Source organism: Armatimonadota bacterium (assembly GCA_017993055.1).
Classification (GTDB): Bacteria; Armatimonadota; UBA5829; order DTJY01; family DTJY01; genus JAGONM01.
In genome coordinates this window covers 12,493-34,242 of record JAGONM010000016.1, presented here as the reverse complement: position 1 = coordinate 34,242, position 21,750 = coordinate 12,493, and the positions used below count along the sequence as shown (strand labels likewise).

21 protein-coding genes are annotated in these 21,750 nt (G+C 60.7%); 10 read left to right on the top strand and 11 right to left on the bottom strand.

Annotated elements, in window-relative coordinates; all coding sequences use genetic code 11:
* The first annotated feature begins 21 nt into the window (after positions 1-21).
* From KBC96_07895 to metG, 9 genes are all read left to right on the top strand, one after another.
* The gene (locus KBC96_07895) at positions 22-657 is read left to right on the top strand and encodes a corrinoid protein (GenBank protein MBP6964311.1); all 636 of its coding nucleotides are present in this window, start codon (positions 22-24) and stop codon (positions 655-657) included.
* Between the two features lie 131 nt (positions 658-788).
* Positions 789-1,190, top strand: coding sequence for an EamA family transporter (locus KBC96_07890; protein ID MBP6964310.1), 402 nt, complete (start codon positions 789-791; stop codon positions 1,188-1,190).
* Between the two features lie 18 nt (positions 1,191-1,208).
* Positions 1,209-3,560 (top strand): YfhO family protein, encoded by a 2,352-nt coding sequence (locus KBC96_07885; protein MBP6964309.1) that lies wholly within the window; start codon positions 1,209-1,211, stop codon positions 3,558-3,560.
* Positions 3,557-5,119: a hypothetical protein gene (locus KBC96_07880; protein MBP6964308.1), complete on the top strand. Its 1,563-nt coding sequence runs from the start codon at positions 3,557-3,559 to the stop codon at positions 5,117-5,119. The genes KBC96_07885 and KBC96_07880 overlap by 4 nt, the downstream gene beginning before the upstream one ends.
* Before the next feature lie 77 nt (positions 5,120-5,196).
* The gene (locus KBC96_07875; protein MBP6964307.1) at positions 5,197-5,871 is read left to right on the top strand and encodes a sigma-70 family RNA polymerase sigma factor; all 675 of its coding nucleotides are present in this window, start codon (positions 5,197-5,199) and stop codon (positions 5,869-5,871) included.
* Positions 5,828-6,136, top strand: coding sequence for a hypothetical protein (locus KBC96_07870; protein MBP6964306.1), 309 nt, complete (start codon positions 5,828-5,830; stop codon positions 6,134-6,136). Before KBC96_07875 ends, KBC96_07870 begins: the two co-directional genes overlap by 44 nt.
* Before the next feature lie 29 nt (positions 6,137-6,165).
* Positions 6,166-7,107 (top strand): stage 0 sporulation family protein, encoded by a 942-nt coding sequence (locus tag KBC96_07865; GenBank protein ID MBP6964305.1) that lies wholly within the window; start codon positions 6,166-6,168, stop codon positions 7,105-7,107.
* A 5-nt stretch (positions 7,108-7,112) separates the two neighbouring features.
* Positions 7,113-7,340, top strand: coding sequence for a zinc ribbon domain-containing protein (locus KBC96_07860; protein ID MBP6964304.1), 228 nt, complete (start codon positions 7,113-7,115; stop codon positions 7,338-7,340).
* Complete coding sequence (gene metG, locus KBC96_07855) at positions 7,328-9,319, top strand: methionine--tRNA ligase (GenBank protein ID MBP6964303.1); 1,992 nt, start codon at positions 7,328-7,330, stop codon at positions 9,317-9,319. Before KBC96_07860 ends, metG begins: the two co-directional genes overlap by 13 nt.
* Before the next feature lie 79 nt (positions 9,320-9,398).
* Here metG and KBC96_07850 read toward each other — a convergent pair whose 3' ends face one another.
* The 7 genes from KBC96_07850 to larE all read right to left on the bottom strand — a co-directional run bounded on the left by KBC96_07850 (position 9,399) and on the right by larE (position 15,891).
* Complete coding sequence (locus KBC96_07850) at positions 9,399-10,469, bottom strand: SGNH/GDSL hydrolase family protein (protein MBP6964302.1); 1,071 nt, start codon at positions 10,467-10,469, stop codon at positions 9,399-9,401.
* 104 nt (positions 10,470-10,573) lie between these two features.
* Entirely contained in the window at positions 10,574-11,941 is a 1,368-nt protein-coding gene (locus KBC96_07845) for a hypothetical protein (GenBank protein ID MBP6964301.1), read from the bottom strand.
* A gap of 18 nt (positions 11,942-11,959) precedes the next feature.
* Entirely contained in the window at positions 11,960-12,859 is a 900-nt protein-coding gene (locus KBC96_07840) for an FAD:protein FMN transferase (protein MBP6964300.1), read from the bottom strand.
* Complete coding sequence (gene larC / locus KBC96_07835) at positions 12,856-14,022, bottom strand: nickel pincer cofactor biosynthesis protein LarC (protein MBP6964299.1); 1,167 nt, start codon at positions 14,020-14,022, stop codon at positions 12,856-12,858. Before larC ends, KBC96_07840 begins: the two co-directional genes overlap by 4 nt.
* Positions 14,019-14,228, bottom strand: a complete 210-nt coding sequence (locus KBC96_07830) for a hypothetical protein (GenBank protein MBP6964298.1) — start codon at positions 14,226-14,228, stop codon at positions 14,019-14,021. The genes larC and KBC96_07830 overlap by 4 nt, the downstream gene beginning before the upstream one ends.
* A 4-nt stretch (positions 14,229-14,232) precedes the next feature.
* On the bottom strand, positions 14,233-14,991 hold the full coding sequence (gene larB, locus KBC96_07825) for a nickel pincer cofactor biosynthesis protein LarB (protein MBP6964297.1): 759 nt from the start codon (positions 14,989-14,991) through the stop codon (positions 14,233-14,235).
* Positions 14,992-14,994: 3 nt separating this feature from the next.
* Entirely contained in the window at positions 14,995-15,891 is an 897-nt protein-coding gene (gene larE, locus KBC96_07820; GenBank protein MBP6964296.1) for an ATP-dependent sacrificial sulfur transferase LarE, read from the bottom strand.
* 128 nt (positions 15,892-16,019) lie between these two features.
* Between larE and KBC96_07815 the strand changes: the two genes are divergently transcribed.
* A complete protein-coding gene (locus KBC96_07815; GenBank protein ID MBP6964295.1) occupies positions 16,020-16,259 on the top strand; it encodes a hypothetical protein in 240 nt (79 codons plus the stop codon).
* On the opposite strand, the gene KBC96_07810 is transcribed toward KBC96_07815, so the two are convergent.
* From KBC96_07810 to queG, 4 genes are all read right to left on the bottom strand, one after another.
* Positions 16,249-17,961: an NFACT family protein gene (locus tag KBC96_07810; protein MBP6964294.1), complete on the bottom strand. Its 1,713-nt coding sequence runs from the start codon at positions 17,959-17,961 to the stop codon at positions 16,249-16,251. The two genes, KBC96_07815 and KBC96_07810, sit on opposite strands and share 11 nt — an antisense overlap.
* A 215-nt stretch (positions 17,962-18,176) precedes the next feature.
* Positions 18,177-19,442 (bottom strand): GAF domain-containing protein, encoded by a 1,266-nt coding sequence (locus tag KBC96_07805; GenBank protein MBP6964293.1) that lies wholly within the window; start codon positions 19,440-19,442, stop codon positions 18,177-18,179.
* A gap of 362 nt (positions 19,443-19,804) precedes the next feature.
* Positions 19,805-20,140 carry a hypothetical protein gene (locus KBC96_07800; protein MBP6964292.1) on the bottom strand — a complete coding sequence of 112 codons (336 nt, stop codon included), beginning with the start codon at positions 20,138-20,140 and terminating at the stop codon, positions 19,805-19,807.
* Positions 20,141-20,604: 464 nt separating this feature from the next.
* The gene (queG, locus tag KBC96_07795) at positions 20,605-21,750 is read right to left on the bottom strand and encodes a tRNA epoxyqueuosine(34) reductase QueG (GenBank protein ID MBP6964291.1); all 1,146 of its coding nucleotides are present in this window, start codon (positions 21,748-21,750) and stop codon (positions 20,605-20,607) included.

Here is a 21,750-nt window from a genome sequence, read left to right as displayed (position 1 = left end):
AGATAAACAGGGGGTATCTAGATGTTCGACTATGAGGAACTGACCAACGCGCTGATCAGTGGAAAGGCGCCGATCGTCAAGGAATTGACAGAGAGGGCGCTGGCCGAGGGTGAGAGTCCGCAGGACGTTCTGACCAAGGGCCTTGTGGCGGGCATGAACGTCGTTGGGCAGCGCTTCAAGAACAATGAGTTCTACGTTCCGGAAGTGTTGATCGCGGCGAGAGCGATGAAGAACGGTATGGAAGTCCTGCGGCCCAAGCTGGTCGAAACTGGAGTGCAGCCGGTTGCGACTGTTGCCATCGGCACGGTTCGGGGCGACCTGCACGACATCGGCAAGAATCTCGTCGCCATGATGATGGAGGGCGCAGGGTTCGACATCATGGACCTCGGTGTGGACGTCAAGCCGGAGCAGTTTGTTGAGGCGGTCAAGAGCGGTGCCGGACTGGTGTGCCTGTCAGCGCTTCTGACTACGACGATGCCTGCTATGGGGGAGACGATCAACGCTCTGAAGGATGCAGGCGCGCGCGGCAACTGCAGAATAATGATCGGCGGGGCTCCCGTCACGCAGAACTATGCGGACGAGATCGGGGCTGATGGGTATGCTCCCGATGCGGCAAGCGCGGTGGACGCCGCGAAGGCCTTGCTCAGCATCAACTGATTGGCGCGCGAGTCATAATCACAGACTAGAGCCCCGGACACCGGGCGCGTGGAGGCCGGTCGGAGGCGCACATCAGCGCGTGCGATGCCTCGCGTGCGGTGAGCGGGGCTTCTCTTCTTGGGAGAGATACGGTGCCGAAGCCGTCCTACATCCCCATACTGATGATCCTGGTGAACGTCATGCTAGGCTCGATGGGTCAGCTCTCATTGAAGCACGGTGTGAACACCCTTGGGGGGCTCAGTGCGGGCCCAGGCATCCCGGGTCTGCTGATCGGATCACTGAGGGCCATATTGACGCCCTATGTCTTCATGGGATTCGCGCTATACGGTATCAGTGCGATCATCTGGCTTAACATCCTGAGCCATGTGCGCCTCAGCATCGCCTATCCGATGATAAGCCTGAGTTATGTCGTCGTCGTGCTTCTATCGTCCGTGCTGCTCAAGGAGAAGGTCAGCCCGGTGACGATCGCCGGCCTGCTCATGATCTGCATCGGCGTCAGCCTGATTGGGCTGGGCTACAGCCAGAACCGGTAGGTCACGATGCTCCGACGGGTGATGCCATTCGTCTTCTTTGCGGTACTGGCCGTGATTCTGCTCTGGCCTCTAGCGATGGGAGACAGCCTTCTGCCGGCACCAATGCTGGGCCGCATGTCGCCCTGGGGCGCGGAGGTTGCGGCTGGCTCGGTGCACTGGGATGCACTGAGATGGGACGGAATCGCCTATTTCTATCCCTCTAGACAACTGCTGGCCAGGTCTCTCGAGGGTGGAGAACTTCCGCTCTGGAATCCCTACCAGATGTGCGGCATGCCGTTCCTTGCCAGTCCGCAGTCCGCGGTTCTCTATCCCCCGAACTGGCTCTTCGCCGTCCTGCCAGTGGACCTGACGTTCGGGCTTCTGGCGTTCCTCCATCTGCTCGCCGCCGGGTCATTCACATACCTCTTCCTGCGCAGCGTCGGACTGGGGTCTATTGCCTGTATCTTCGGCGGGACTGCCTTCATGCTGAGCGGTTGGAGTGTGGTGTGGCTGGAACTTCCGGCTCTGCTGGCAAGCGGAGTATGGCTGCCGCTGACACTCTATCTCGTTTCTATTGCCTGGGAGCGGCGCTCGCCTCTCCATGCGTCACTCGCCGGTGGGGCGATGGCATTGTCCTTGCTCGGAGGGCATCCTCAGATCTGGTTCTACGGAGTGATGGCCGTTGCCTCGTACTCGATGTTCCTTGCGATCTGCAGACGCAAGACCACTCCGATCATCTGGTCGGCTCGATTGGCCGTCTCGATGTTAGTCGTCGGCTTCCTGCTTGCAGCGCCTCAACTTCTGCCAACCATGGAGTTAGCCTCTTTGTCCCACCGCGGAGGTGGCGTTCCCACGGAGGAGGGTTACCAGGCATATAGAGCGCTCTCGATGCCGTTCCGACACATGATTGGACTCCTGGTGCCCGACTTCTACGGGAGTCCGGCCCGCGGTAGCTACTGGGGCAGCGGCGAATACGCCGAGTTTTGTGGCTACGTGGGCATGCTTCCGCTGATTCTGATCCCACTGTCCCTTACTGGAGAGCGAAGGCGCAACTCCGCGTTCTTTGCGGCGTGTGCGGCAACGGCGCTGCTGATGGCGACGGGAACGGGAGTCAACCGCCTTCTCTACTTCGGGATTCCGGGGTTCGCACATTCTGGCTCGCCTGCCAGAGCCCTGTACCTGTACACCTTCGCCGTCGCCGTTCTCGGAGCGACGGGTCTTGACCGTCTCCTAGATCCTGAAGCTCGACGGCTTGTACGCGTGGGACACGTCTGCCTTGCTTCAGGCGCGGCACTACTGCTTGCGTGTGTGACCCTCTTCCTCGCAAATGCGGCCTGGGTGCGGAGCATCGCATTGGTGTCTGCGGTTGATCTGCTGGTATCGGCATTTTCGCCTGTAGTGACGGCGGCTGCGTTGTTGATGATCGGCTTGGCGGTGGCCTTCCTGGCGGCTGCGGGGCGAGTAAGAGCTCAGCTGGTAGGGGGGGTTGCGGTCGGACTGCTCGCCGCTGATCTTCTGTTCTTCGGCATCGGGTACAACCTCTACAGTACCAGGAGCGAAATCTACCCTGAAACTGACGCCGTCGTCAGGTTGAGATCTCTTGCCGGGGAAGGGCGCATCATGCCGATCAACTTAGAGTGGAAGCTACGGAGCTTTCCCTCGACCGTCTTTCCTCCAAACGCAGCCACGGCGTACGGGTTGCTCGATGTTCAAGGATACGATTCACTCTATCCAGTGCGGTACAAGCGTCTACTGGATGGCGCCGCAGGACGTGACTCGAGCCCGCCGGAGAACGGCAACATGGTGTTTGCCTCGGGAATATCGCCCTCCACGCGTGACCTGCTGGGGGTGCGGTGGCTGCTCTCCTCGGAGAGATCCTCTGGCGCTCTGGAACTTGCTCGCGGCTGTTACGCATACGAAAACGAAACAGCGCTTCCGAGGGTGTTTGTCGTGCGTCGGGTGCGTCGGACTACCGACCCGGAATCGCTGGGTCTTATCGTGCGAGGGGAAGTGGACCTTCGTTCGGAAGCGCTGGTGTACGACAGTATGCGGCCTCTGGCGCAGGCGGCATCCGGCTCCGCTCGGATTCGTAACCACACTTGTAACCGAGTGGTCATTGACGTTGACAACCCGGATGCGCCCGGCTTGCTCGTGCTGACCGATCAGCATTATCCGGGATGGGTCGCTCGTATAGAGGGAAAGCTGGTCACGGTGCACCGTGTCAACTACTGCTTCCGAGGTGTAGTAGTGCCGAAGGGTCGGTATACGGTCGTGTTCTCTTTCGAGCCCCGCTCGTTGAGGAACGGTCTACTCCTGGCCTTTTCGGGATTGCTCATTGTGGCTAGTACCGCTCTCGTGAGCGGACTGCGTTCGCGAGGGGGCAGACTGTGAAGGTCGGTGGTGAGTGGACATGGGTGCTGCTCGTGTCTGCGGGGATTGTGTGCCTCGCAAGCGTACCCTACATGTTCGGCTATGCAATTGCGCCTTCGGGCTACTCCTTCCTGGGTCTCACGCATAACGCTGACGATGCCTTGGTCTATCTGTCATGGATGCGCCAATCCGCTGACGGTAGTTTCTTTTTGCGAAACCTGTTCACGACCGAGCCTCAGGCAGCGAGGAACTTCAACCTGCTATTCTACGCCCTTGGACGGTTCGCGGGGTTGACGCACTTGTCTCTGGTCGCGGTCTTTCACGTCGCGAGAGCAGTCCTTGGATTGGGGCTGCTGCTGCTGATCTACGCCTTCTCGGGTTCCTGGACCGCCGACCTCACCACTAGACGCCTTGTGCTCTTGGTAGCAGGGCTCTCGTCCGGGCTTGGGTGGCTTGTCCCCGCTGGTGAAGGCGTCAACAGGCCGGTTGATCTCTGGCAGCCTGAGGCGATCACGTTTCTGAGCATCTATCTCAGCCCGCTGTTTGCCTTCTCGCTCATTCTGATTCTGGGAGGTCTATGGCTTCTCTATCTGCACGCTGTCAGCGGGAGACTCAGGTTCGCGATAGGCTCGGGAGTCCTGCTGTTGATCCTGGGCAACGTTCACAGCTACGATCTGGTTGCAGTGGCAATCGCATGGGCCGCCTTCGCACTGTCGAGTCTCACGAAACCGCCGAGAAGTGCGCGGCCCATCGTCGGAGGGTTGATTGCGGGACTGATCGCATCGCCATCCGTTGCCTATCAGGCGTATCTGTATGCGCGGGAGCCGGTCTTTCGGCTGCGAGCGGATGTGCCGACCCTCAGTCCGGCATCATGGTTCTATCTGGTGGGACTCGGCCTGCTGGTGCCGTTGACCGTCGCCGGAATCCGGCGACTGCGAACGGAAGGTGGAGACTTTCGGTTGTTGGTCTCTTGGGCGCTTGCAGCCATAATCTCCGCTTACCTGCCAGTAGCTTTTCAGCGGAAGCTTATCATGGGCATCCACATTCCCCTGAGCATCTTGGGCGGCATCGGCTTGGCGACGGTCGTGCGTTGGCCGAAGAAGCGGTGGTTCGGCGTGTTGACTGCCGGGTGGGTGGCGGTTCTCGCTCTGTCAAATCTGTCGTTCCTGGGCAGAGACATGCATCGAATCGCTATTGACGAGGCGCACACGACGGCTCACCCGCCTTTCATAGCGGCGGACGAACTGGCGGCTCTGGATTGGCTGAGAGGGCACTCGAATCCGGGAGAGGTCGTCCTTGCCGAGCCCTGGACGGCATCGCTCATTCCGGCCTGGACGGGCCTACCCGTATACTGCGGGCATTGGGGCGAGACCGCCCGATTCGGGGAGAAACTTCGCGAAACGCTGGCGTTCTTCGAGGGCTCGCGCGACTTGGACGTAGACGACGAGTTTATTAAGCAACATCGTATTGCTTTTATTATGGATTGCCACCGGATTCCGTCGCTGGACGACAGGTTGGCCCTGCTCGGATTCGTCGCGGCGTTCCGTAGCGATGCTGTTACGGTGTATCGAGCGCGGTGAATGAAGCGATGCGCCTTGAATGCCGCGAGCGCTGTGTGATAGAATGACTCGTTACGCGCAGACAGGAACGGAGTACGATGCCCTACGAATCCGAGAGCGATCGGGCTCTTGTAGCGCGCACGGTTTCCGGCGATCGGGCGGCGTTTGAGACACTTCATCGCCGCTACTATCAGGCTATCTACCGGCTGGCATACATGCAGGCGAGCAACCACGCCGATGCCGAGGATATCGCTTCGGAGACTTTCTGCCGCGCATACCATCGTATCGGACACTTCGGTTTCAGGCAGTGCGACAGTCTCTATCCGTGGCTGCATCGCATTGCGGTTAACCTCTGCGTTGATCTCTGCAGGGATCGCATCGCGCACTCTGCTGTTTCGCTCGACACTCCGACGATTGAGGGTGCCCGAAGCATACTGGAGAGTCTCGAGTCGGTTGAGCCGCGCCCTGAAGAGATCCTTGAGCGCATGGAGGTGCAGGAACTCGTCCGCCAGGCGATATCGGCTCTTGTGGAGGATCAGCGCGACGCCGTGGTGTACCGATTCCTTGCCGACATGACGATCAATGAGATAGCGGGGGCCATGCAGAGAAGCGAGGGCGCCGTGAAATCGCTGCTCCATAGGGCGATGATCGCGCTCCGCAAGGAGGTGGTCGATCGTCTTGGCAAGATCGGGCGAACCGATGTGATCGGCCGCTCGGAGGAGAAGACGGATGTCCGAGGAGATTCTGTCCGAGTTCATAGAAGAATTGAATAAGCGAAGCGAGCCAGCCCCGCGCGACCTGATCGAGAAATACACCAGGAAGGGGCTGCCCGCGTCCGAGATGGCGGCGGCCGCTATGGCAAGGGCCGCCCTCCTTGGACCCGAGGTGCCCGACGCGGCCTTCGAGCGATCAGCGGGTAGGATCGATGCGATGTCGGAACACGCCGTCGGAGATCCGGAACGGATAGCGGTTGGTCCACCATCGTTCCGGCGGCGCATCTTGCTGGCTCTCCGCCGTCTCCTGAGAATTGAACCTTGATCGTTTTGCTCACTCCTTGAGGATCATTAATGCCCGTTGTAGTCGGTATCAGCTTCAAGAAAGTCGGAAAAGTATACTATTTCGATCCCAACGGCATCGAGCTGCGTGAGGGAGATTTCGTCATCGCCGCGACCTCGCGCGGCATCGAGTTCGGCGAAGTCATGTCTGAGCCGAAGGAGGTGCCGCAGGAGGAACTCGTAGCTCAGCTTAAGAAGATCGTCCGCAAGGCAAGCATCGAGGACTTCGAGCGTGAGGACTTGAACCGGCGCAAGGAGAAGGATGCCTTTGAAATCTGCCAGCAGAAAGTTCTGGAGCACAAACTGCCGATGAAGCTGATCGATGCCGAATACTGCTTCGACGGTTCGCAGATAGTCTTCTTCTTCTCTGCCGAGTCTAGGGTGGACTTTCGGGATCTGGTCAAAGATCTTGCTCAGACCTTCAAGACGAAGGTTCAGTTGCACCAGGTCGGTGTCAGAGACGAGGCGAAGCTGTTCGGAGGTCTCGGCCCATGCGGGCGTCCGCTCTGTTGTGCCTCGTTCCTCGCCGGATTCGAGCCGGTCTCGATGCGTATGGCGAAGGAGCAGTGCCTCTTCCTGAATCCCATTAAGTTTTCGGGCGTCTGCGGCAAGCTGATGTGCTGCCTGAAGTACGAGTACCCGACCTACCGCGAAGCGAAAAGCCGCCTTCCGAAGGTGAACGCTGTGGTTGCTACGCCGCGGGGACCGGGCAAGGTTGTGGACGTCAACGTCATCAGGGAAAGCGTTGGGGTTGAGCTGGAGAATGGCGTCGTTGTTCACTTCGCGGCGGTTCATCTCGATTTTCCGGCTAACGCTCGGAGAGACCATGCCGATGAGGATCACGAGACGGATCTTCCCGACGCGGTATGCGATGGCGAATGCGGCTGCGACGACTGCTCCGGAAGAGTTACTGCGCGGGATCTCCTGCGGTTGGAAGAGGGCGAGGAGTCGTAACCGCAATGCCGATATACGAGTTCGAATGCCGAGAGTGCGGGACGAGGTTCGAGAAGCTGTGCGGCGTCAGCGCGACTGATATCAACTGCTCCAAGTGCGGGAAGAACGATGTCAGGAAGCTGATCTCGCTTTTCTCTTCGGTCAGCCGCGGGTCGGACGGGTCGTTCTCGTCATCCTCGTCGTGCTCCTGCGGAGGATGCAGCAAGTCGAGTTGCTCTGGATGTCATCACTAGGGGGAAAGAGCGTGCCCGAGAAGGCCTTCTACATCACAACGCCCATATACTACGTGACCGACATGCCGCACGTAGGCAATGCTTCCACGACGATTGCGGCGGATGTCGTCGCCCGATTCAAGCGACTGCAGGGCCGCAAGGTCCTCTTCGCGACTGGCACGGACGAGAATGCCATCAAAGTTGCGGAGATGGCGCAGTCGCAGGGTATATCCCCACAGGGCTTCGTTGACGGTATCGTGCCCCGGTGGATCGAGGTGTGGAAGCGCATGCACGTCACTTACGACGCATTCATCCGCACGACGGAGGAGCGCCATCGGATGGTGACCGAGCACGTCTTCCGCACGCTGATGGAACGCGGCGACATATACAAGGACTCCTACCACGGCTGGTACTGCGTCTCCGACGAGACCTTCTTCCGGGAGTCCGAGGTGACCGACGGCCTCTGCCCGAACGCCGAATGCCGCAAGGAGGTCCGCTGGGTCGAGGAGGAGAACTACTTCTTCCGACTCTCCGCGTATGGTGATCGCCTCCTGGAGTACTTCGAGGCGAACCCCGACGCGCTTGGCCCTGACTTCCGGCGCAACGAGGTGCTCAGCTTCATCAAGTCCGGACTGAAGGACGCCTGCATAAGCCGCAAGGCATACGGGTGGGGAATCCCCGTCCCCGGCGATCCCGACAAGGTGATCTACGTCTGGTTCGACGCGCTCCTCAACTACCTCACAGTCGCCGGCTACCTCCAGGACGATGCGCTGCTCACTGAGATGTGGCCGCCCGACCTGCAGCTCATGGCGAAGGAGATATTCGTCCGCTTCCACGCGACGATGTGGCCTGCGATGCTGATGGGCCTCGGGCTTCAGTTGCCGAAAAGGGTTTTCGCGCACGGGTTCTGGACGATTGATGGCCAAAAGATCTCCAAATCGAAGGGCAACTCGATCTCCCCCGACGAAGTGGCGGAGGATGTCGCCTTCCGATCCGGCGCGGAGTTCGACATCGCGATGGACGCCCTCCGATACTTCATGATGCGCGAGGCGACCTTCGGCCTCGACGCAGATTTCTCGGTGAATGCGTTGATCGGCCGCTTCAACGCCGACCTCGCTAACGATCTCGGTAATCTGCTGAACCGCACGCTTCCCCTCCTGCACAAGCACCGCGGCGGAATCGTGCCCTCACCGGTCAACGTGCTGACGGACCTCCTCGAGTCCGAGGCGGATGCCGTCGTCGAGCACATGGACAGGCTGGAGTTCAGCGAGGCCCTCGGCGCGATCTGGGCGGTGATCGGTCGCGGGAACAAGTACATGGAGGTCGAGGCCCCATGGAAGCTGGCTAAGGACGAGTCATGCGCGGCCCGGCTCGACACTGTCCTCTACACCGTGCTCGACACCGTGCGCTCGGTGGCGATCATGATCCAGCCGTTCATGCCCTGCGTCGCCCAGGCGATCTGGGAGCAACTCGGCATCGAAGAGCCGCTAGCCGATCAGACGTGGGAAGACGCCCGAACCGTCGGCAAGCTCAAGCCCGGCACCAGGACCGCCGAGCCAAAGCCGATCTTTCCGAGGATAGACACGAGGCTCCAGCTAGCGTCTCATCCGTCCCATGAGTCCCATATTCCCACCGCCAAGGAGGAGAAGACAGTGGAAGAGCAAGTACAAGAGAAGACCTACCTCACATTCGACGAGTTCAAGAAGATCGAGCTGAAGGTCGCGAAGATCATTGCCGCAGAGAAGGTCGAGGGCGCGGACAAGCTCCTCAAGCTGAGAGTCGACCTCGGCGCCGAGGAGCGCCAGGTCGTCGCCGGGATCGCTCAGTGGTACACCTCCGAGGAACTGATCGGGCGGGAGATCGTGCTGGTGGCGAACCTCGCCCCGAGAGCGGTCAGAGGTGTAGAGTCCCAGGGGATGCTCCTCGCCGCCGACCTCGATGGCACGGCGGTCCTTCTCGCCCCCGACAAGGAAGTCCCCCCGGGCGCCCCGGTCCGCTAGCATCACCGCTGCTCGGAAGCACGGATGCGGCAGGACCGCCCGGCATGTTCGAGCGAGCTCAAGGAATCCCGTCGGCCGGTCACCTGGCGTAGATGACTTCACCAGCGCGCTCGGCCCACAGACGGTTCCAGGACTCCGCGCCGGTCGGGTTCACATGGACGCCGTCCGCGGAGAGCTCCTCGGGATGCTCCTTGAACCAGTTATACGCGTCCACGATTCCCTTGCCGGTCGCCTCGTCGAAGAAGTCGGGGCAGTACTCCTTGATGAGCGGGTCGTAGATCGCCGTCACGTAAGGGCCGGAGCCGTTCTCCTCGGGCGGGACGGGCTTCGCGCCTTTGTAGGCTCGGTATGACAGGCGTGAGAGGATGGGAATCTTGCCGGAATCCTTGATCATCGTCAATATGGTGACGAGATCATCCCTCAGTTGGTCCGCGCCGCCGGGGTAGGGTCGGTTCGGCGTGACGTTGTTCCCTCCGATGTGAATGCAGACGTATTGCGCGTCGGGGTGATCCTTTAGGAAGCCGGGGAGCGCCTCTCGGAGGTGCGTCGAGTTCCAGCCGCCGACGGCGAGACTGAACATCACGGGGTCGAAGCCGGTGAATCGCTCCTTCACCATCCGCTTGAACACGCTGTTCCTGATGCTCTGGGCTTGGATGCTCGCGCCCACGGTGAGCCAGTAGTCGGGCCGCGCGACATCGAGGTCGTAGAGTCCGATGTCACTCACCTTGACCTCTGACGGCTCCGTCTTCTGCCTGAATGTGAATCTGATCCGCCACCACCCGGCCTTGCGACTGTCCAGAATGAACTTGTCGAGTTTGCCCCTTGGGAGTTGGACGGCGACCTGCTCCCAAGCCTTACCTGCGGAATCCGTCGAGCGCTCGAGAACGGCATAGACCGGCGTGTCCGTCTTGGAGACGGCGAACGTGAGTAGGAATCGGCCACCGTGGGGAAGCTTGAGGGCGAACCATTCGCTGCGCGACGGTTCGGGGCTCCAAGAGGCGTCAATGCCTCTGCTGGCGGGTGCCGGATCAGCTTCGTTGCTTGACGTGCAGAGCGCCGCTGGGATGACTCTCCACTGCCTTGTTGGTGACAGATCAGTAGCGTGTAGGGTCGCTGCCGTGAGGCAACAGAGGAGACAAGAACTGAACACGGTGTACATGCGAATGTAAATGGCTCCCTTCAGCGCGATCTCACTGTACGCTTGTTCACTACGCTGGTACGAACTTCCTCCGCCGCCAATGATAGTCTACGTGATTACTTCCACTCGAGGAACACCGTGGATGTCTCGGACATAGCCAGGGCAGGGTAGCCCTTGAAAAGACGGCGCGACGGGTCATCCGACAGGTCACGGACGATGATCTTCGTCGGTCGGCCCTCAATGGTCAGTTGGACGATGCTTCCGTCAGCCTTCGCGGCTACGACACGTCCCGCATTGGGGCTGTAGTTGGCAGGGTCGGCGGCTCCGGCAGAATCGAGGCGCTTGTCGAACTTAAGGCTGATGAGACCGGCGGAGACGTCAGTTGCCAGCAGTCGCGGCGGGCGGTCATAGATGTCTGCTGATAGGTGATATTCGTAAGCGGTGATGCCAGTCATCCCGGCCTCTACCGCCGCCTTCTCACACTCGGCGATCCACGCCGATCCTCGTCGGCAGTCCTCTCGCGAGCCGATATCGGTCTGCAGGATGATGCGCGTCCTCGGGGAGGCGGACTTCACCGCGGTGACGAACGGCCTGTACTTCAGCGGATAGTCGGCTGGAAGTTCGGGCTTCGTCCATTCGGGCCAGTCGGTCTGGATCACGTAGACATCCGGTTTGATCCCGCTGGCCAGTGCCTTCCCGTCAATGCCTTCCCACTCGCGAAGGGACTCGATTGGGTTCGGCACATCGTCGGCAATCCCCCAGACGGCAATCCTGACCTCCGGGCGCGCCTTACGGACCGCATCTATTATCTCTTTGTGGAACGCGAGGACGCTCTCGGCGCGGAAATCCACCCACTTACGGTACAGGTCCCGGTCGGTCTTGTAGTACCGAGGACTTGATTGATCCTGAAAATCAGGGATATCGCTTTCTTCGGGATTCGCCGCTAGAAACGCGGACCGACAAGAGCCGCAGAGGCATCCATACGCCACGCTCTCGGGTCCTCTGTAGGCGGGCCAGAACGGCTCAGCCATCTCAAATCCGTCGAAGGGCGCCGACTGCAGGGTCTCGGTAACCCTACGGATCTTCCAGGCGCGGTAGTCGGGATTGTTGAGACAGAGGTAGACGTATCCGCCGGCGACGCTGTCGGGCTGGCTCGCTCGCAGCACCATCTTCCAGTGCTCCCAGCCGGCGGGAAGTCCCGCAGTGCCGTACTTGCCATTGCCGAAGGAGGTGTACCAGACGGCAGTTCCTGCATCGTGACAGGCGTTGACCAGTTCGGCGTCGGGAGAGGTGTCGTCGGTCACAATGAGGCGTATGCATCGGTAGCCGTTCAATCCTATTTCCGAGGCGATGCTCTGCTTGCTGCGGTTCTGGTAGTAGACGAAGCTGGAATCCACCTGCACGGACCGGGCGAACGGGTCTCTTGTCGCCGGAGTGCAGACAGAAGGGATGCATATCGCAATTGAGATGATGGTCTTGAACACGGCTCGTCTCCAATACGGTCAAGTAATCGGTGTGAAGATTGCTCGGTAACCCGGGAATCTCTCACGAAACGTGGGAATCCACTGCTCGCCAGTGATGAGCAGCGCAGTGGAGAGTGCGTCGCAATCGGTCGCCGACGGGCCGGTTACCGCAGCAAGCCTCACTCCGGCGACGGCGCAACCCGTGTTCGGATCAATGACGTGGCCGTACTCGGAGCCGCCCACGACAAATGACTTGCCGTGCACGGCGGAAACCCCGAGTGCACAGTCGTGCAGTCCCACGACCTCCAGCGCCTGGTTCTCATGGCGAGGGTCTCGGATCGCTACGCGCCAGGTATCTTGGCCGGGCGGCGCGCCGATGCCGTAGACCGAACTCGTGCCACCGTGGATCAGTGCGCTCGTGACGCCGCAGTCCTTGAGAATATCCTTCGCGCACCCGACGGCGTATCCCTTGGCGATCGCGCCGAGATCTATAGCGGAGCCCGGGCGAGCGAACCGCAAGGTGAGGTTCTTCGTGTCGAACGTGACCTGGTCCATTCCGGACACCTCGAGCGCTCTGCTAATGGCTTCCGGGTCGGGAACGCGCCCCTCGGTGCCGGTGAAGCCCCACAGCCGGAGCAGCGGCACTATGGCGACGTCGAAAAGCCCCTCCGTGCGGCGTCTCAACTCGGCGCAGTATCTGACGAGCCGAAACACCCTCGGGTCTACGCGAACCGGCCCGCCGGCGGCAAGGATGTTGATGCGGCTGACCTCGCTCGCGGGATTGTAGAAACTCAGCTGAGCGTCGAGTCGTTTGATCTCGGCGAGGGCTTCCTCGCCGGCGGCCCGCAGTCTGGATGGTGTGTCTCCGTGTAGGGCCACCTCGAAGCGGGTCGCCATCGCGTCGAGCGATAGTCTGACTGCAGGCGCAGGCGCGTTCATGCCCGGGAGTGGTATGCAGCAAGCGACAGGTCATAGACGAGGCGTGTCGGGACACCGTGGCTTGCGGCGGCCGTCCTGCAGTCCTCATACTCCGGGGAGGCCGTTTCGAGGTCGCCGATGCGGCCGACCTTCACCCGTATTTCGCCGTAGGGCGTTGTGACCGTCTCCCATCGCCTGTCGAGGCACTTACGGGTCGCGGCGGATATGCGAACGCCGAAGGATGTCGTCTCGCTGAGTACGGCGTTGGCAACCTCGTCCGTTCGACCGATCGGACATACTGCGGTGAGGAGTACCGCAGGGCGGCCCTTTTTCATCTGGATTGGAGTCAGGTATACATCGAGCGCGCCGGCCTGGAATAGCCGTTCCGAGGTGGGCTCGTACAGCTCGGGGTTCATGTCGTCGATATTTGTCTCAACGATTGAGACCCGCGGCGCGGGATGTTCAGCCTCCTCGGAGTCTCCGACCAGTATGCGGAGGACATTCGGTGGATCGGATTCGCGTTTGCCGGCTCCGTAACCGATGGTCTCGATCCTCATTGATGGCATCGCCAGGAAGTCCACCGCCAGAGTGCGCAGGATCGCCGCACCGGTGGGGGTGACAGTCTCTCCCTCGATGCCGGCCGCGTATATCGGGACGCCTTTCAGTATCTCAACGGTGGCTGGAGCGGGCAGGGGAATCCGGCCGTGAGCGGCATCCACGAAGCCGCTGCCCATTGGAAGCGCCGAGGAGTAGACCTTCGACACGCCGAGCAGTTCAATGCCGATGCACGCGCCGACGATGTCGACTATCGCATCGACTGCGCCGACCTCGTGGAAGTGGACCTCTTCCGGCGAGTGTCCGTGGACCTTGCCCTCGGCCTCGGCCAGTCGAGTGAACATCTCCACCGCCTGTGCCTTGACCCCGTCGGATAGAAGGCTTCCCTCGATGATGCGTCGGATGGCGTTGAGTTTTCGGTGATGGTGGTTCTCCGCGATGACGACATCAACGTCGGTCGCCTCGATGCCGCGCTTCATGACCTTTGATATCCGCAGATCGAATCCGAGGTCGCCGAGTTTGGCGATCTCCTCGCGGAATGCCTGCTCCTCGATGCCCGCGTCCAGGAGCGCCGCCAGCGTCATGTCGCCGCTGACCCCGGCGAAACAGTCGAAGTATGCGATTCTCATCTCCAGCCCTTCCACCACCCGAACGCGCGCGATGCGTACATGGCTACTGTCGTCAGTCCGCTTGCCGCGATGACCGCTCCGCAGGCGATCTCGAGCTTGTTCCTGCGCGGCAAGCCGCGACCGAGCATTGCTGCTCCGCCTGCTATCATGACTACGACCAGTAATATCGCGCCAGCACCCGACGATGAAGGCACTCGTGTCGGCATCAGATCACCTGTTGATCAAGTGAGCAAAGTACCCCGCGCCGAAGCCGTTATCTATGTTCACGACAGCCACGCCCTCCGCACAGGTGTTCAACATCGAGAGGAGGGCCGCCAGTCCCTGAAAACTCGCCCCGTACCCGATGCTCGTCGGGACTGCGATGACGGGGCAATCGACCAGTCCGCCCACGACGCTCGGCAGCGCACCCTCCATTCCCGCGCAGACGATGATTACGTTCGCGTCTTCCAACCTCGACTTCTGGTCGAGAAGGCGGTGCAGTCCGGCAACCCCGACGTCGTAAACGCGCTCGACGCGGCTTCCCATGATCTCGGCAGTTACTGCGGCTTCCTCGGCCACTGGTATGTCGGCAGTCCCGGCTGAGACGACAAGTACGTACTTGCCGTCTCTGTCCTCGGCATGAGCTGACTCATCCCGGCAGACGGTAATGCATCGCGCGGATCCATGGTATCGCGCCTGCGGGATCGCCCGCGCTACGGCGTCGGCCATCTCGGGAGTGGCGCGAGTGGCCAGTACCGAAGGATGGTGCGCCGAGAGGCGGGCGAGAATCTCGACTACCTGCTCGACCGTCTTCCCCTGGCAGAAGACGACCTCCGGAAATCCCGTCCGCAGAGGCCGATGGTGGTCAATCTTTGCATACTCCAGGTCCTCGTAGGGGAGTCCGCGAAGGCGCATCATAGCCTCGTGGATGGTCAACTGCCCCGACTGCACGTCCGAGAGTATCTGTTCCAACTGGTCGTTGTGCTTCATGTTTCAGGCCCTGTTGGTCGCATCTTTCTCAACTTCTTCGAGCACTGCGTTCATGCTTCCCATGCGGTAGCCCTCCAGGTCGAGTGTTACGTAGAGATACCCGAGTTGCTTGAATCGCGGTACTATCCGTCCTCGGATCTCTTCCGAAGTGATCCGGGTCAGGTTCGCCGGCTCGACCTCGATTCTTGCCGTATCATCGTAGTGCCTGACTCTGAGCTGGCGGAAGCCGAGTCCCCGCAGGAAACTCTCCGCCTCGTCAACCCTCTTGAGAGCTTCGCCGGTGATAGCTGCGCCGTATGGAAATCTCGACGCAAGGCACGCATAGGACGGCTTGTCCCAGGTCGGCAATCCCAGCCGCTTGGACATTTGGCGAATCTCGGCCTTGGTGAATCCGGCCTCTTGGAGCGGGGCACGGGCACCAAGTTCAGCTGCGGCCCTGGCGCCCGGGCGGTAGTCATTGACGTCGTCTGCGTTCGCACCGTGTGCGACGACCGTAAGTCCGCGCTGCAGTGCGATTTCCTGTAGCTTGCGGATCAGCTCCGATTTGCAGTAATAGCATCGGTCTCTGGAGTTGCGGGCAAACTCCTCATCATTGAGTTCATCGGTACGGATGACGACCAGCGGGAAACTCAAGTCCCGGGCGAGTTCTTCGGCCTCCTCCATCTCGGAAGCCGGATAGATTTCGGAAGCAGCGAGAACTGCGAGCGCCCGTTTCCCGAGGGTGTCGTACGCGATCTTCATCAGAAACGTGGAGTCTACGCCGCCCGAGTAGGCGACGAGCACGCTGCCCATCTCGCGGATGATCTGTCTCAGACGTTCCAGTTTCTCTTGGGACACACGGGAACCCCCAACCTGCGCTGCGCCATCCAGTTCACAGGGGAAGTATACCGTGTGGGGCATCACGCGTCAACTTGGCTCAAGCAGGAGTCCCGCTCACTGCGGCGAATAGGACAGGGAGAGCGTGCATGCGCGTCAGGCAGCGCTGCCGTCTGTCTGGTGTTTTTGCGGGAGCAAAGGAGTGGCAAGATATGCCGACTGGAGATGCCGAGACCACGAGACTGGCACAGAGGGAGATCGGCCGGCGATCCATTGATACGTCGGGGCTCGATGTTCACGCGACGCACGGTGTCGTCTATCTGCGCGGTTACATCAAGTGCCTGCGCGGGCATCCCACTGACCTGAGACACGAACTCGAGGTGATCAACCGCGTCCTGCGCACGAAGCCGGGCATTCGCGAGGTGATCATTGAGGTGGACATCAGGGAGTGATGTAGATGGTTTTCTCGTTCTGGTAGATCGCCTTGCCGGCCGGAGCACCTCTTGGTTTGCGGACATACTTGCGCAAGGTGTAGTCCACCGGGACTAACGACGAATGCTTGGCCGCGCTGTGACGTGCTGCCTGCTCGGCCGCTGCGTGGAGCACTGACTGGGGTACGGCGTCGGGTCTGTTTTTCGTACGGATGATCACGTGGGCGCTTGTAATGGCCTTGGCGTGCACCCAGATGTCGTTTGGCTTGGCCGCCCGGGTGAGCAGGTAGTCATTTGCCATGCTGTTCCCACCCACGAGAATCTCCCACTCGCCGTACTGGAGCACCCTTATGCGATGGCCTTCGAAGAGAGGCTTCTGCTTGGCGGCCTGCTTAACCTGCTGAGGTCTTACGGAGATGCCCCTTGTCTCCAACTCCTGGGCGAGATCTCGAATCGCCTCGCCTGATGTGCAGCTATCCGCACGTTCGCCAAATGACGAGAGCAGCGCCATCTCATCGCGCGCTTCCTTAAGCCGGTCGCGTAGGGCGTCCGCGCCTGAAACCGCCTTGCGATACCTCCGGAAATATGCCTCGGCATTCTCGATTCGGCTCAGAGTCGGGTCCAGAGGAAACGTGACGAAGGCGGCCGAGGGATCGTAGTAGTCAGTGAGCGTTGCTTCCGATGCCCCATCCTCGACGGAGTCTGGCTGGGAGAGGAGAAGCTCTGCGGCTTGCTTCAAGCGCTCGGCATTTCCGGCCTCGGCAATGCTCTGCTCTAAGGTGCGGATGGTGCGCTCCTTCGATTCGGTATGATGTCTGAGCGCGGCGAAGATCGCCTCCTTGGTGTGCTCGAACTCATCTCTCGGCAACTCAGACATGTAGAAGACGTCCGCCACAAGGTTGACCGAAGGACGCTCGTGCTGATTGGCCGCCGGATACTGCGCGCTGGGTAGCGGGTAGAAACCAACCGTCTGCCCATGATCGTCGGTGATGATCACAGGATCGAAGGCGGCATCTGTCACCGAGGAGCACAGTCCTTGGAAGGCGTCCGGCAGGCCGACATCAGCGGCCCGGGCGAGGATTTCACGCGCGACGAACGGGCTCACCCCTGTGAAGGTCGCGGCGAGCCACTTGGATACAGCTTGAGGTGAGAGTTCTGAATCGCTCGGGAAGGCGGCCGCGAACAGGTCCGCAAGGGCCTGCCCAGTGGTTTCGAGCGGGTTGATCTTGTTTTGCGGCGGCGGTGGTATGTAGATTCGCCCGGGCAGGATTTCCCGGTAACGGTTTCTCGACTTCCCGATGTGCTTGATGGCGCCGAGAATGCGGCCATCACCGTTAACCAAGATAATGTTGCTGTGCCTGCCCATTATCTCTATGATCAGCGTCAGTTTCTCATCGTTGAAGGCTCTGAACTTGAGGTGCAGGATGCGGTCGAAATCTACTTGTTCAACGTTGGTAAGCCGCGAACCCTCGAGGTGCTTTCGAAGAATCATAACGAAGTCTGGCGGCGTCTTTGGGTTCTGGCGCTTAGTAGCCGTAAGATGCACTCTCGGGAAACGGGCGTCCGCGGAAATCAGGAGGCTCTGATTGCTCCCTCCCGCCCTGATTCCCAGCACCAGATCCAGCGGTTCGGGTTGATGTATGTGGTCGGTTCGGCCGTTTGCGAGTCGGGTGCTCAACTCCGAAGCGATGGCGGCGAGGATCACGCTGTCGTACGTCAGCATGCGACATTATATCATACGCGCTCCACCGAGTGTGTGTCGAGTCTAGGAGGCCGTCAGCCGTAAGCTGGCTCGGCGTGGGCGTCGGATGGGCAACTGTGGGCATACCTTTGGTCCTGGCGGTTGTCTACACAATGGAGAAGGCCGCAGGGCTGCTCGGGTAGCACGGATGGACTTCGCCGGTTTCCCCGAGAGGAGTTCACAAGCTGCCGCGGGCTCTAGGAGACCAGCCGAAGGCTGAAGGGGACATCGCCGGATTCATCGTTGAGCGTCCTGTCGTACAACTGTGCGTTAACTATGGATACGGATGCGGACGATGCCAAGGTCTGGAAGAGTTTGACCTTCTCGTCGTTGAGTGGAACGTGTTTCTCGAAGAAGAGGTTCAGTACGCCGAGTGCGAGATCGTGATATACGAGCGGTACGGATACGGCGTAACCGTCATGTCGCGCAAGCATCCTCCACGGCAGGAATTCGACGTCGGTATGGACGTCATCAACCACACATATGCGCTTCTCTCTGAACGCCCTGGCGGTGTGGCCGGCGAAGAACGCCGGACGCCCCTCACCCTCAACGTGCTGGGGACTCCTGGGCCTCAGCGGCGATTCAGGAAGGCCGTAGGTCACTTCTGTAGTCAGCGTCTCACCGCTGTCGTCCGAGAGCATTACAGAAGCGAACTTCGCCGAGAGCATGCTTGCCGTGTCTGACACGAGGGCCAGCAGTACGACTCGGAGGTCCAGGGTGTTGGTCAGGCGCGAAGACATGTAGTGAACAGCTTCCATATGGCGTATGCGTGCCTGCGAATCCGAGTATGAGGCACCGAACTGGATACCCAGTTCCGTCAGCAGGAACATGAGCCCTACGGCCAACAGCGCATGAGCTGACCACCACGCGGAGTCGTATGCGGAGCTCGAAACTCCTTGCGCAGCGCCTGCCAACACTGCAACACCAAGAAATGGCATCAGTCGCGCGCTCAATTCATCCTCTCTGCGGGTGTAGTTGCGAGCGTGAGCGGCCAGGGCAGACAAGGCGGCCGCGGTAGTCACTAGGCCGATCCCGCGACCGGAGGATGCGATCTGCAGAAACGAAGCAAATGAGTTCTGGACCGCAGTGGGCAACACCATCCGCAGGTGGAACCAATGCGGGTCAACGGTGAGCGGCACGGCAAGGAGGCACAGGGAGAGTACAAGCGCGCCCGCGATCGTGCGCTTCCCTGCGCGAGTGTAGTCCTGTTCGGACGAGATTCGCGTCGTGAACGCCGCGGCCATCAGCAGTGCGTACCCGGCAATACTCCAACTGTGGGCAAAGCGCATGGCGAGCACGTGAACGTTGGAATCGGGATCGTGGGTCAGCGCTGATATGACGGCGTGCACGAACCCCCCCAGAGAGATGCCGCCGAATGCAAGTGCGGCAAGCAGGAGCCGCCGCTCACCGGTGACTCCGAACTGCACCCAGAGGCAGTACAGAATGCATATTCCCAGCAGCACGCCGTAGCCCTCCAAGAACGCGTGCGCGGCGCGACCGGGGTATATCCCCCTGGAGGCATGAAGAAGCATGGCCCCAGCCGACACAACTGCGAGCATTGAGATGAGCAATAGGATGCGCTTGGCGGTCGCTGCAGGCGGCGACGGCAGGTGCGCCGTTTCTCCTGCGTCGCTGCGTTTGCATGCTCTGGGCTTGTCGGTCCGAGAAGGTTGGGATTCCACTTGCTCGCCCCTGCTCTCGGCGGAGAGAATAGTGCTAGTTGTATTATGGGCCGGAGGGTGCGGTTCTTTAGTGTTGGGAAAGACAAGAGCCCCGGCGACAGTGGCCGAGGCTCTTAGAAACCGCGTGTGCGCCCAAGGTGCTGCTACGGCATGCCGGGGAGCATGATCGGCATATTGACGTTGCCGAGTCCCATTCCTGGCAGGTATGCTCTGGCCCTCTCCATGGCTTCAGCGGCGACATCCGGCGCGACACGGTCGGGTGTCTGACCGCGAAACTCGGACATGAACTGAGCCATGAACCTGGATACATCGGGAGGCCGCGCCCGCTCAGCCGCCTCAAAGGCGACTTCCCGGTCCATGGCGTATACCATGAAGAGAGTCTCCCAGGCCGACCTGGACCTCGGCTCGTTCTTGTAGACCGACGGCATCACTACGGTGATGGTGTTGCCGTCAACAGTTTTGTACCTGAACTTGATCATGGCAAAGGTCCTGCCGTCCCAAGCTCTTCGGACCCTCGTCGCCACGGATCCTGATATAGCGCTGGAGAAGGATATTTGAGGTTCCGCCACGGCAGGAGCCCCTTGAGCAGGTGCAGCAGGACTGCCCCCGGCTGCCGGAGTCGCCCCGGGAGCAGTTGTGCCGCCGGCAACAGTGGGAGGGGGCGTCTCAACGGGTTGCTGCTGGGCAGATATCTGCTGAAGCCCAAGCACCAGACTGCAGACGCCTATCAGTACGATAGCCGCCGTAAGCCATGCCCAGTTCGTTCGAATGCTGCATGCCATTCCTCTTATTCCTCCTGTCGGTCCTGGATGTGAACTACCGTGGCAAGAGTCGAACCCGTGCAACTTGATAGCGCAATTCCAAGAGCATATTACCTCATGGGTGCGCGATTGTCAACGCTTGGACGCTGGTTGTTCAGCTGTTAGACGGACACACCGAGTCCTCAGGTTCCCGCTACACCTGGGATGTCGAGCGCCCGCCTGAACTCCAGCAGTGTGGAGGCGTCAGTCTCAGCGCAGAGTGCTGATTCGAGCAGGCGTCTTGCCCGCTCGGTACCTATCCGTCCGAGAGCCCATGCCGCGTGTCCTCGGACGATCGGCGCAGGGTCGGCCAGTGCGTTCTTAAGTTCGGATACCGCGATCGGATCGCCGATGTTACCCAAGGCTACCGCGACGTTGCGGCGGAATCGGGTCCGGCGTATCCACCCCGCGGTCGTTGGGTGCACGAGGCATGCAAAGTCCGCCAGTCCGATGTTGAGCAGTGAGAGCAGATCGGGATGGGTTCCGAGACCCGCGGTGGGACGGAATGCCTCGAGGTTGCCGGGCTCTGCATGCCGGTTAAGCGGACATTCGCTCTGGCAGTTATCGCACCCGTAGATTCGTGTCCCCATCTTCTCTCGCAGCCAATGAGGGATGGAGCCCTTCGACTGCGTGACCTGCGATAGGCAGATCCGCGTATCAACGGTGTACGGTGCGCTGATAGCACGGGTCGGACATGCCCTCACACACTCTTCGCAATCGCCGCATATGTCGACGGGTGCGGGCTCGTCCGGCTCGAGCTCGAGATCGGTGACAAGTTCTCCTAGAACGACCCATGAGCCGTAGTTGCCGACAGAGACACATGTGTTCTTCCCGCGCGACCCGATTCCCGCTCTGATCGCCGCTGATCGGTCGGCGATCGGCCCGGTGTCGGCGTACGCGCGTACCTCTGGGTGTCCGCCGACCTCCGCCTGAATCCTGGCTGCCAGGACCCCCAGCCGCTCCTGCAGGACCTTGTGGTAGTCGAGACCGCGGGAGAATCGGGCCATCCGCCCTTTTGGTGCGCCGGACCTGTCGGACTCGTCTGACTCGTCGGACAGATACGATAGTGCCACTGCGAGGATCGATTTCGCGTTGGGCAGGCTCTGCAGGGGATGCGTACGAAGACGGATGAGGTCGAGATCGTAGTCCGATCCTTCGAGCAGGCCGAGCTCGTATCGTTCGCGGAGCACCTGCTCCGATTCCAAGAAAGGGTCTGGGCTCGTGATCCCGACCGCGTGGAAGCCGACCTCCCGCGCCAGACTCTTCACTCGCTCAGTCAGGCTGGCCAT

Bases quoted from the DNA above. Each gene is read 5' to 3' on its own strand.
- KBC96_07895 (MBP6964311.1), top strand. From the start codon at position 22: ATGTTCGACTATGAGGAACTGACCAACGCGCTGATCAGTGGAAAGGCG.
- KBC96_07875 (MBP6964307.1), top strand. From the start codon at position 5,197: ATGCCCTACGAATCCGAGAGCGATCGGGCTCTTGTAGCGCGCACGGTT.
- KBC96_07870 (MBP6964306.1), top strand. From the start codon at position 5,828: ATGTCCGAGGAGATTCTGTCCGAGTTCATAGAAGAATTGAATAAGCGA.
- KBC96_07865 (MBP6964305.1), top strand. From the start codon at position 6,166: ATGCCCGTTGTAGTCGGTATCAGCTTCAAGAAAGTCGGAAAAGTATAC.
- KBC96_07860 (MBP6964304.1), top strand. From the start codon at position 7,113: ATGCCGATATACGAGTTCGAATGCCGAGAGTGCGGGACGAGGTTCGAG.
- metG (MBP6964303.1), top strand. From the start codon at position 7,328: ATGTCATCACTAGGGGGAAAGAGCGTGCCCGAGAAGGCCTTCTACATC.
- KBC96_07840 (MBP6964300.1), bottom strand. From the start codon at position 12,859: ATGAACGCGCCTGCGCCTGCAGTCAGACTATCGCTCGACGCGATGGCG.
- larC (MBP6964299.1), bottom strand. From the start codon at position 14,022: ATGAGAATCGCATACTTCGACTGTTTCGCCGGGGTCAGCGGCGACATG.
- KBC96_07830 (MBP6964298.1), bottom strand. From the start codon at position 14,228: ATGCCGACACGAGTGCCTTCATCGTCGGGTGCTGGCGCGATATTACTG.
- larB (MBP6964297.1), bottom strand. From the start codon at position 14,991: ATGAAGCACAACGACCAGTTGGAACAGATACTCTCGGACGTGCAGTCG.
- larE (MBP6964296.1), bottom strand. From the start codon at position 15,891: ATGCCCCACACGGTATACTTCCCCTGTGAACTGGATGGCGCAGCGCAG.
- KBC96_07815 (MBP6964295.1), top strand. From the start codon at position 16,020: ATGCCGACTGGAGATGCCGAGACCACGAGACTGGCACAGAGGGAGATC.
- KBC96_07810 (MBP6964294.1), bottom strand. From the start codon at position 17,961: ATGCTGACGTACGACAGCGTGATCCTCGCCGCCATCGCTTCGGAGTTG.
- KBC96_07800 (MBP6964292.1), bottom strand. From the start codon at position 20,140: ATGATCAAGTTCAGGTACAAAACTGTTGACGGCAACACCATCACCGTA.
- queG (MBP6964291.1), bottom strand. From the start codon at position 21,750: ATGGCCAGCCTGACTGAGCGAGTGAAGAGTCTGGCGCGGGAGGTCGGC.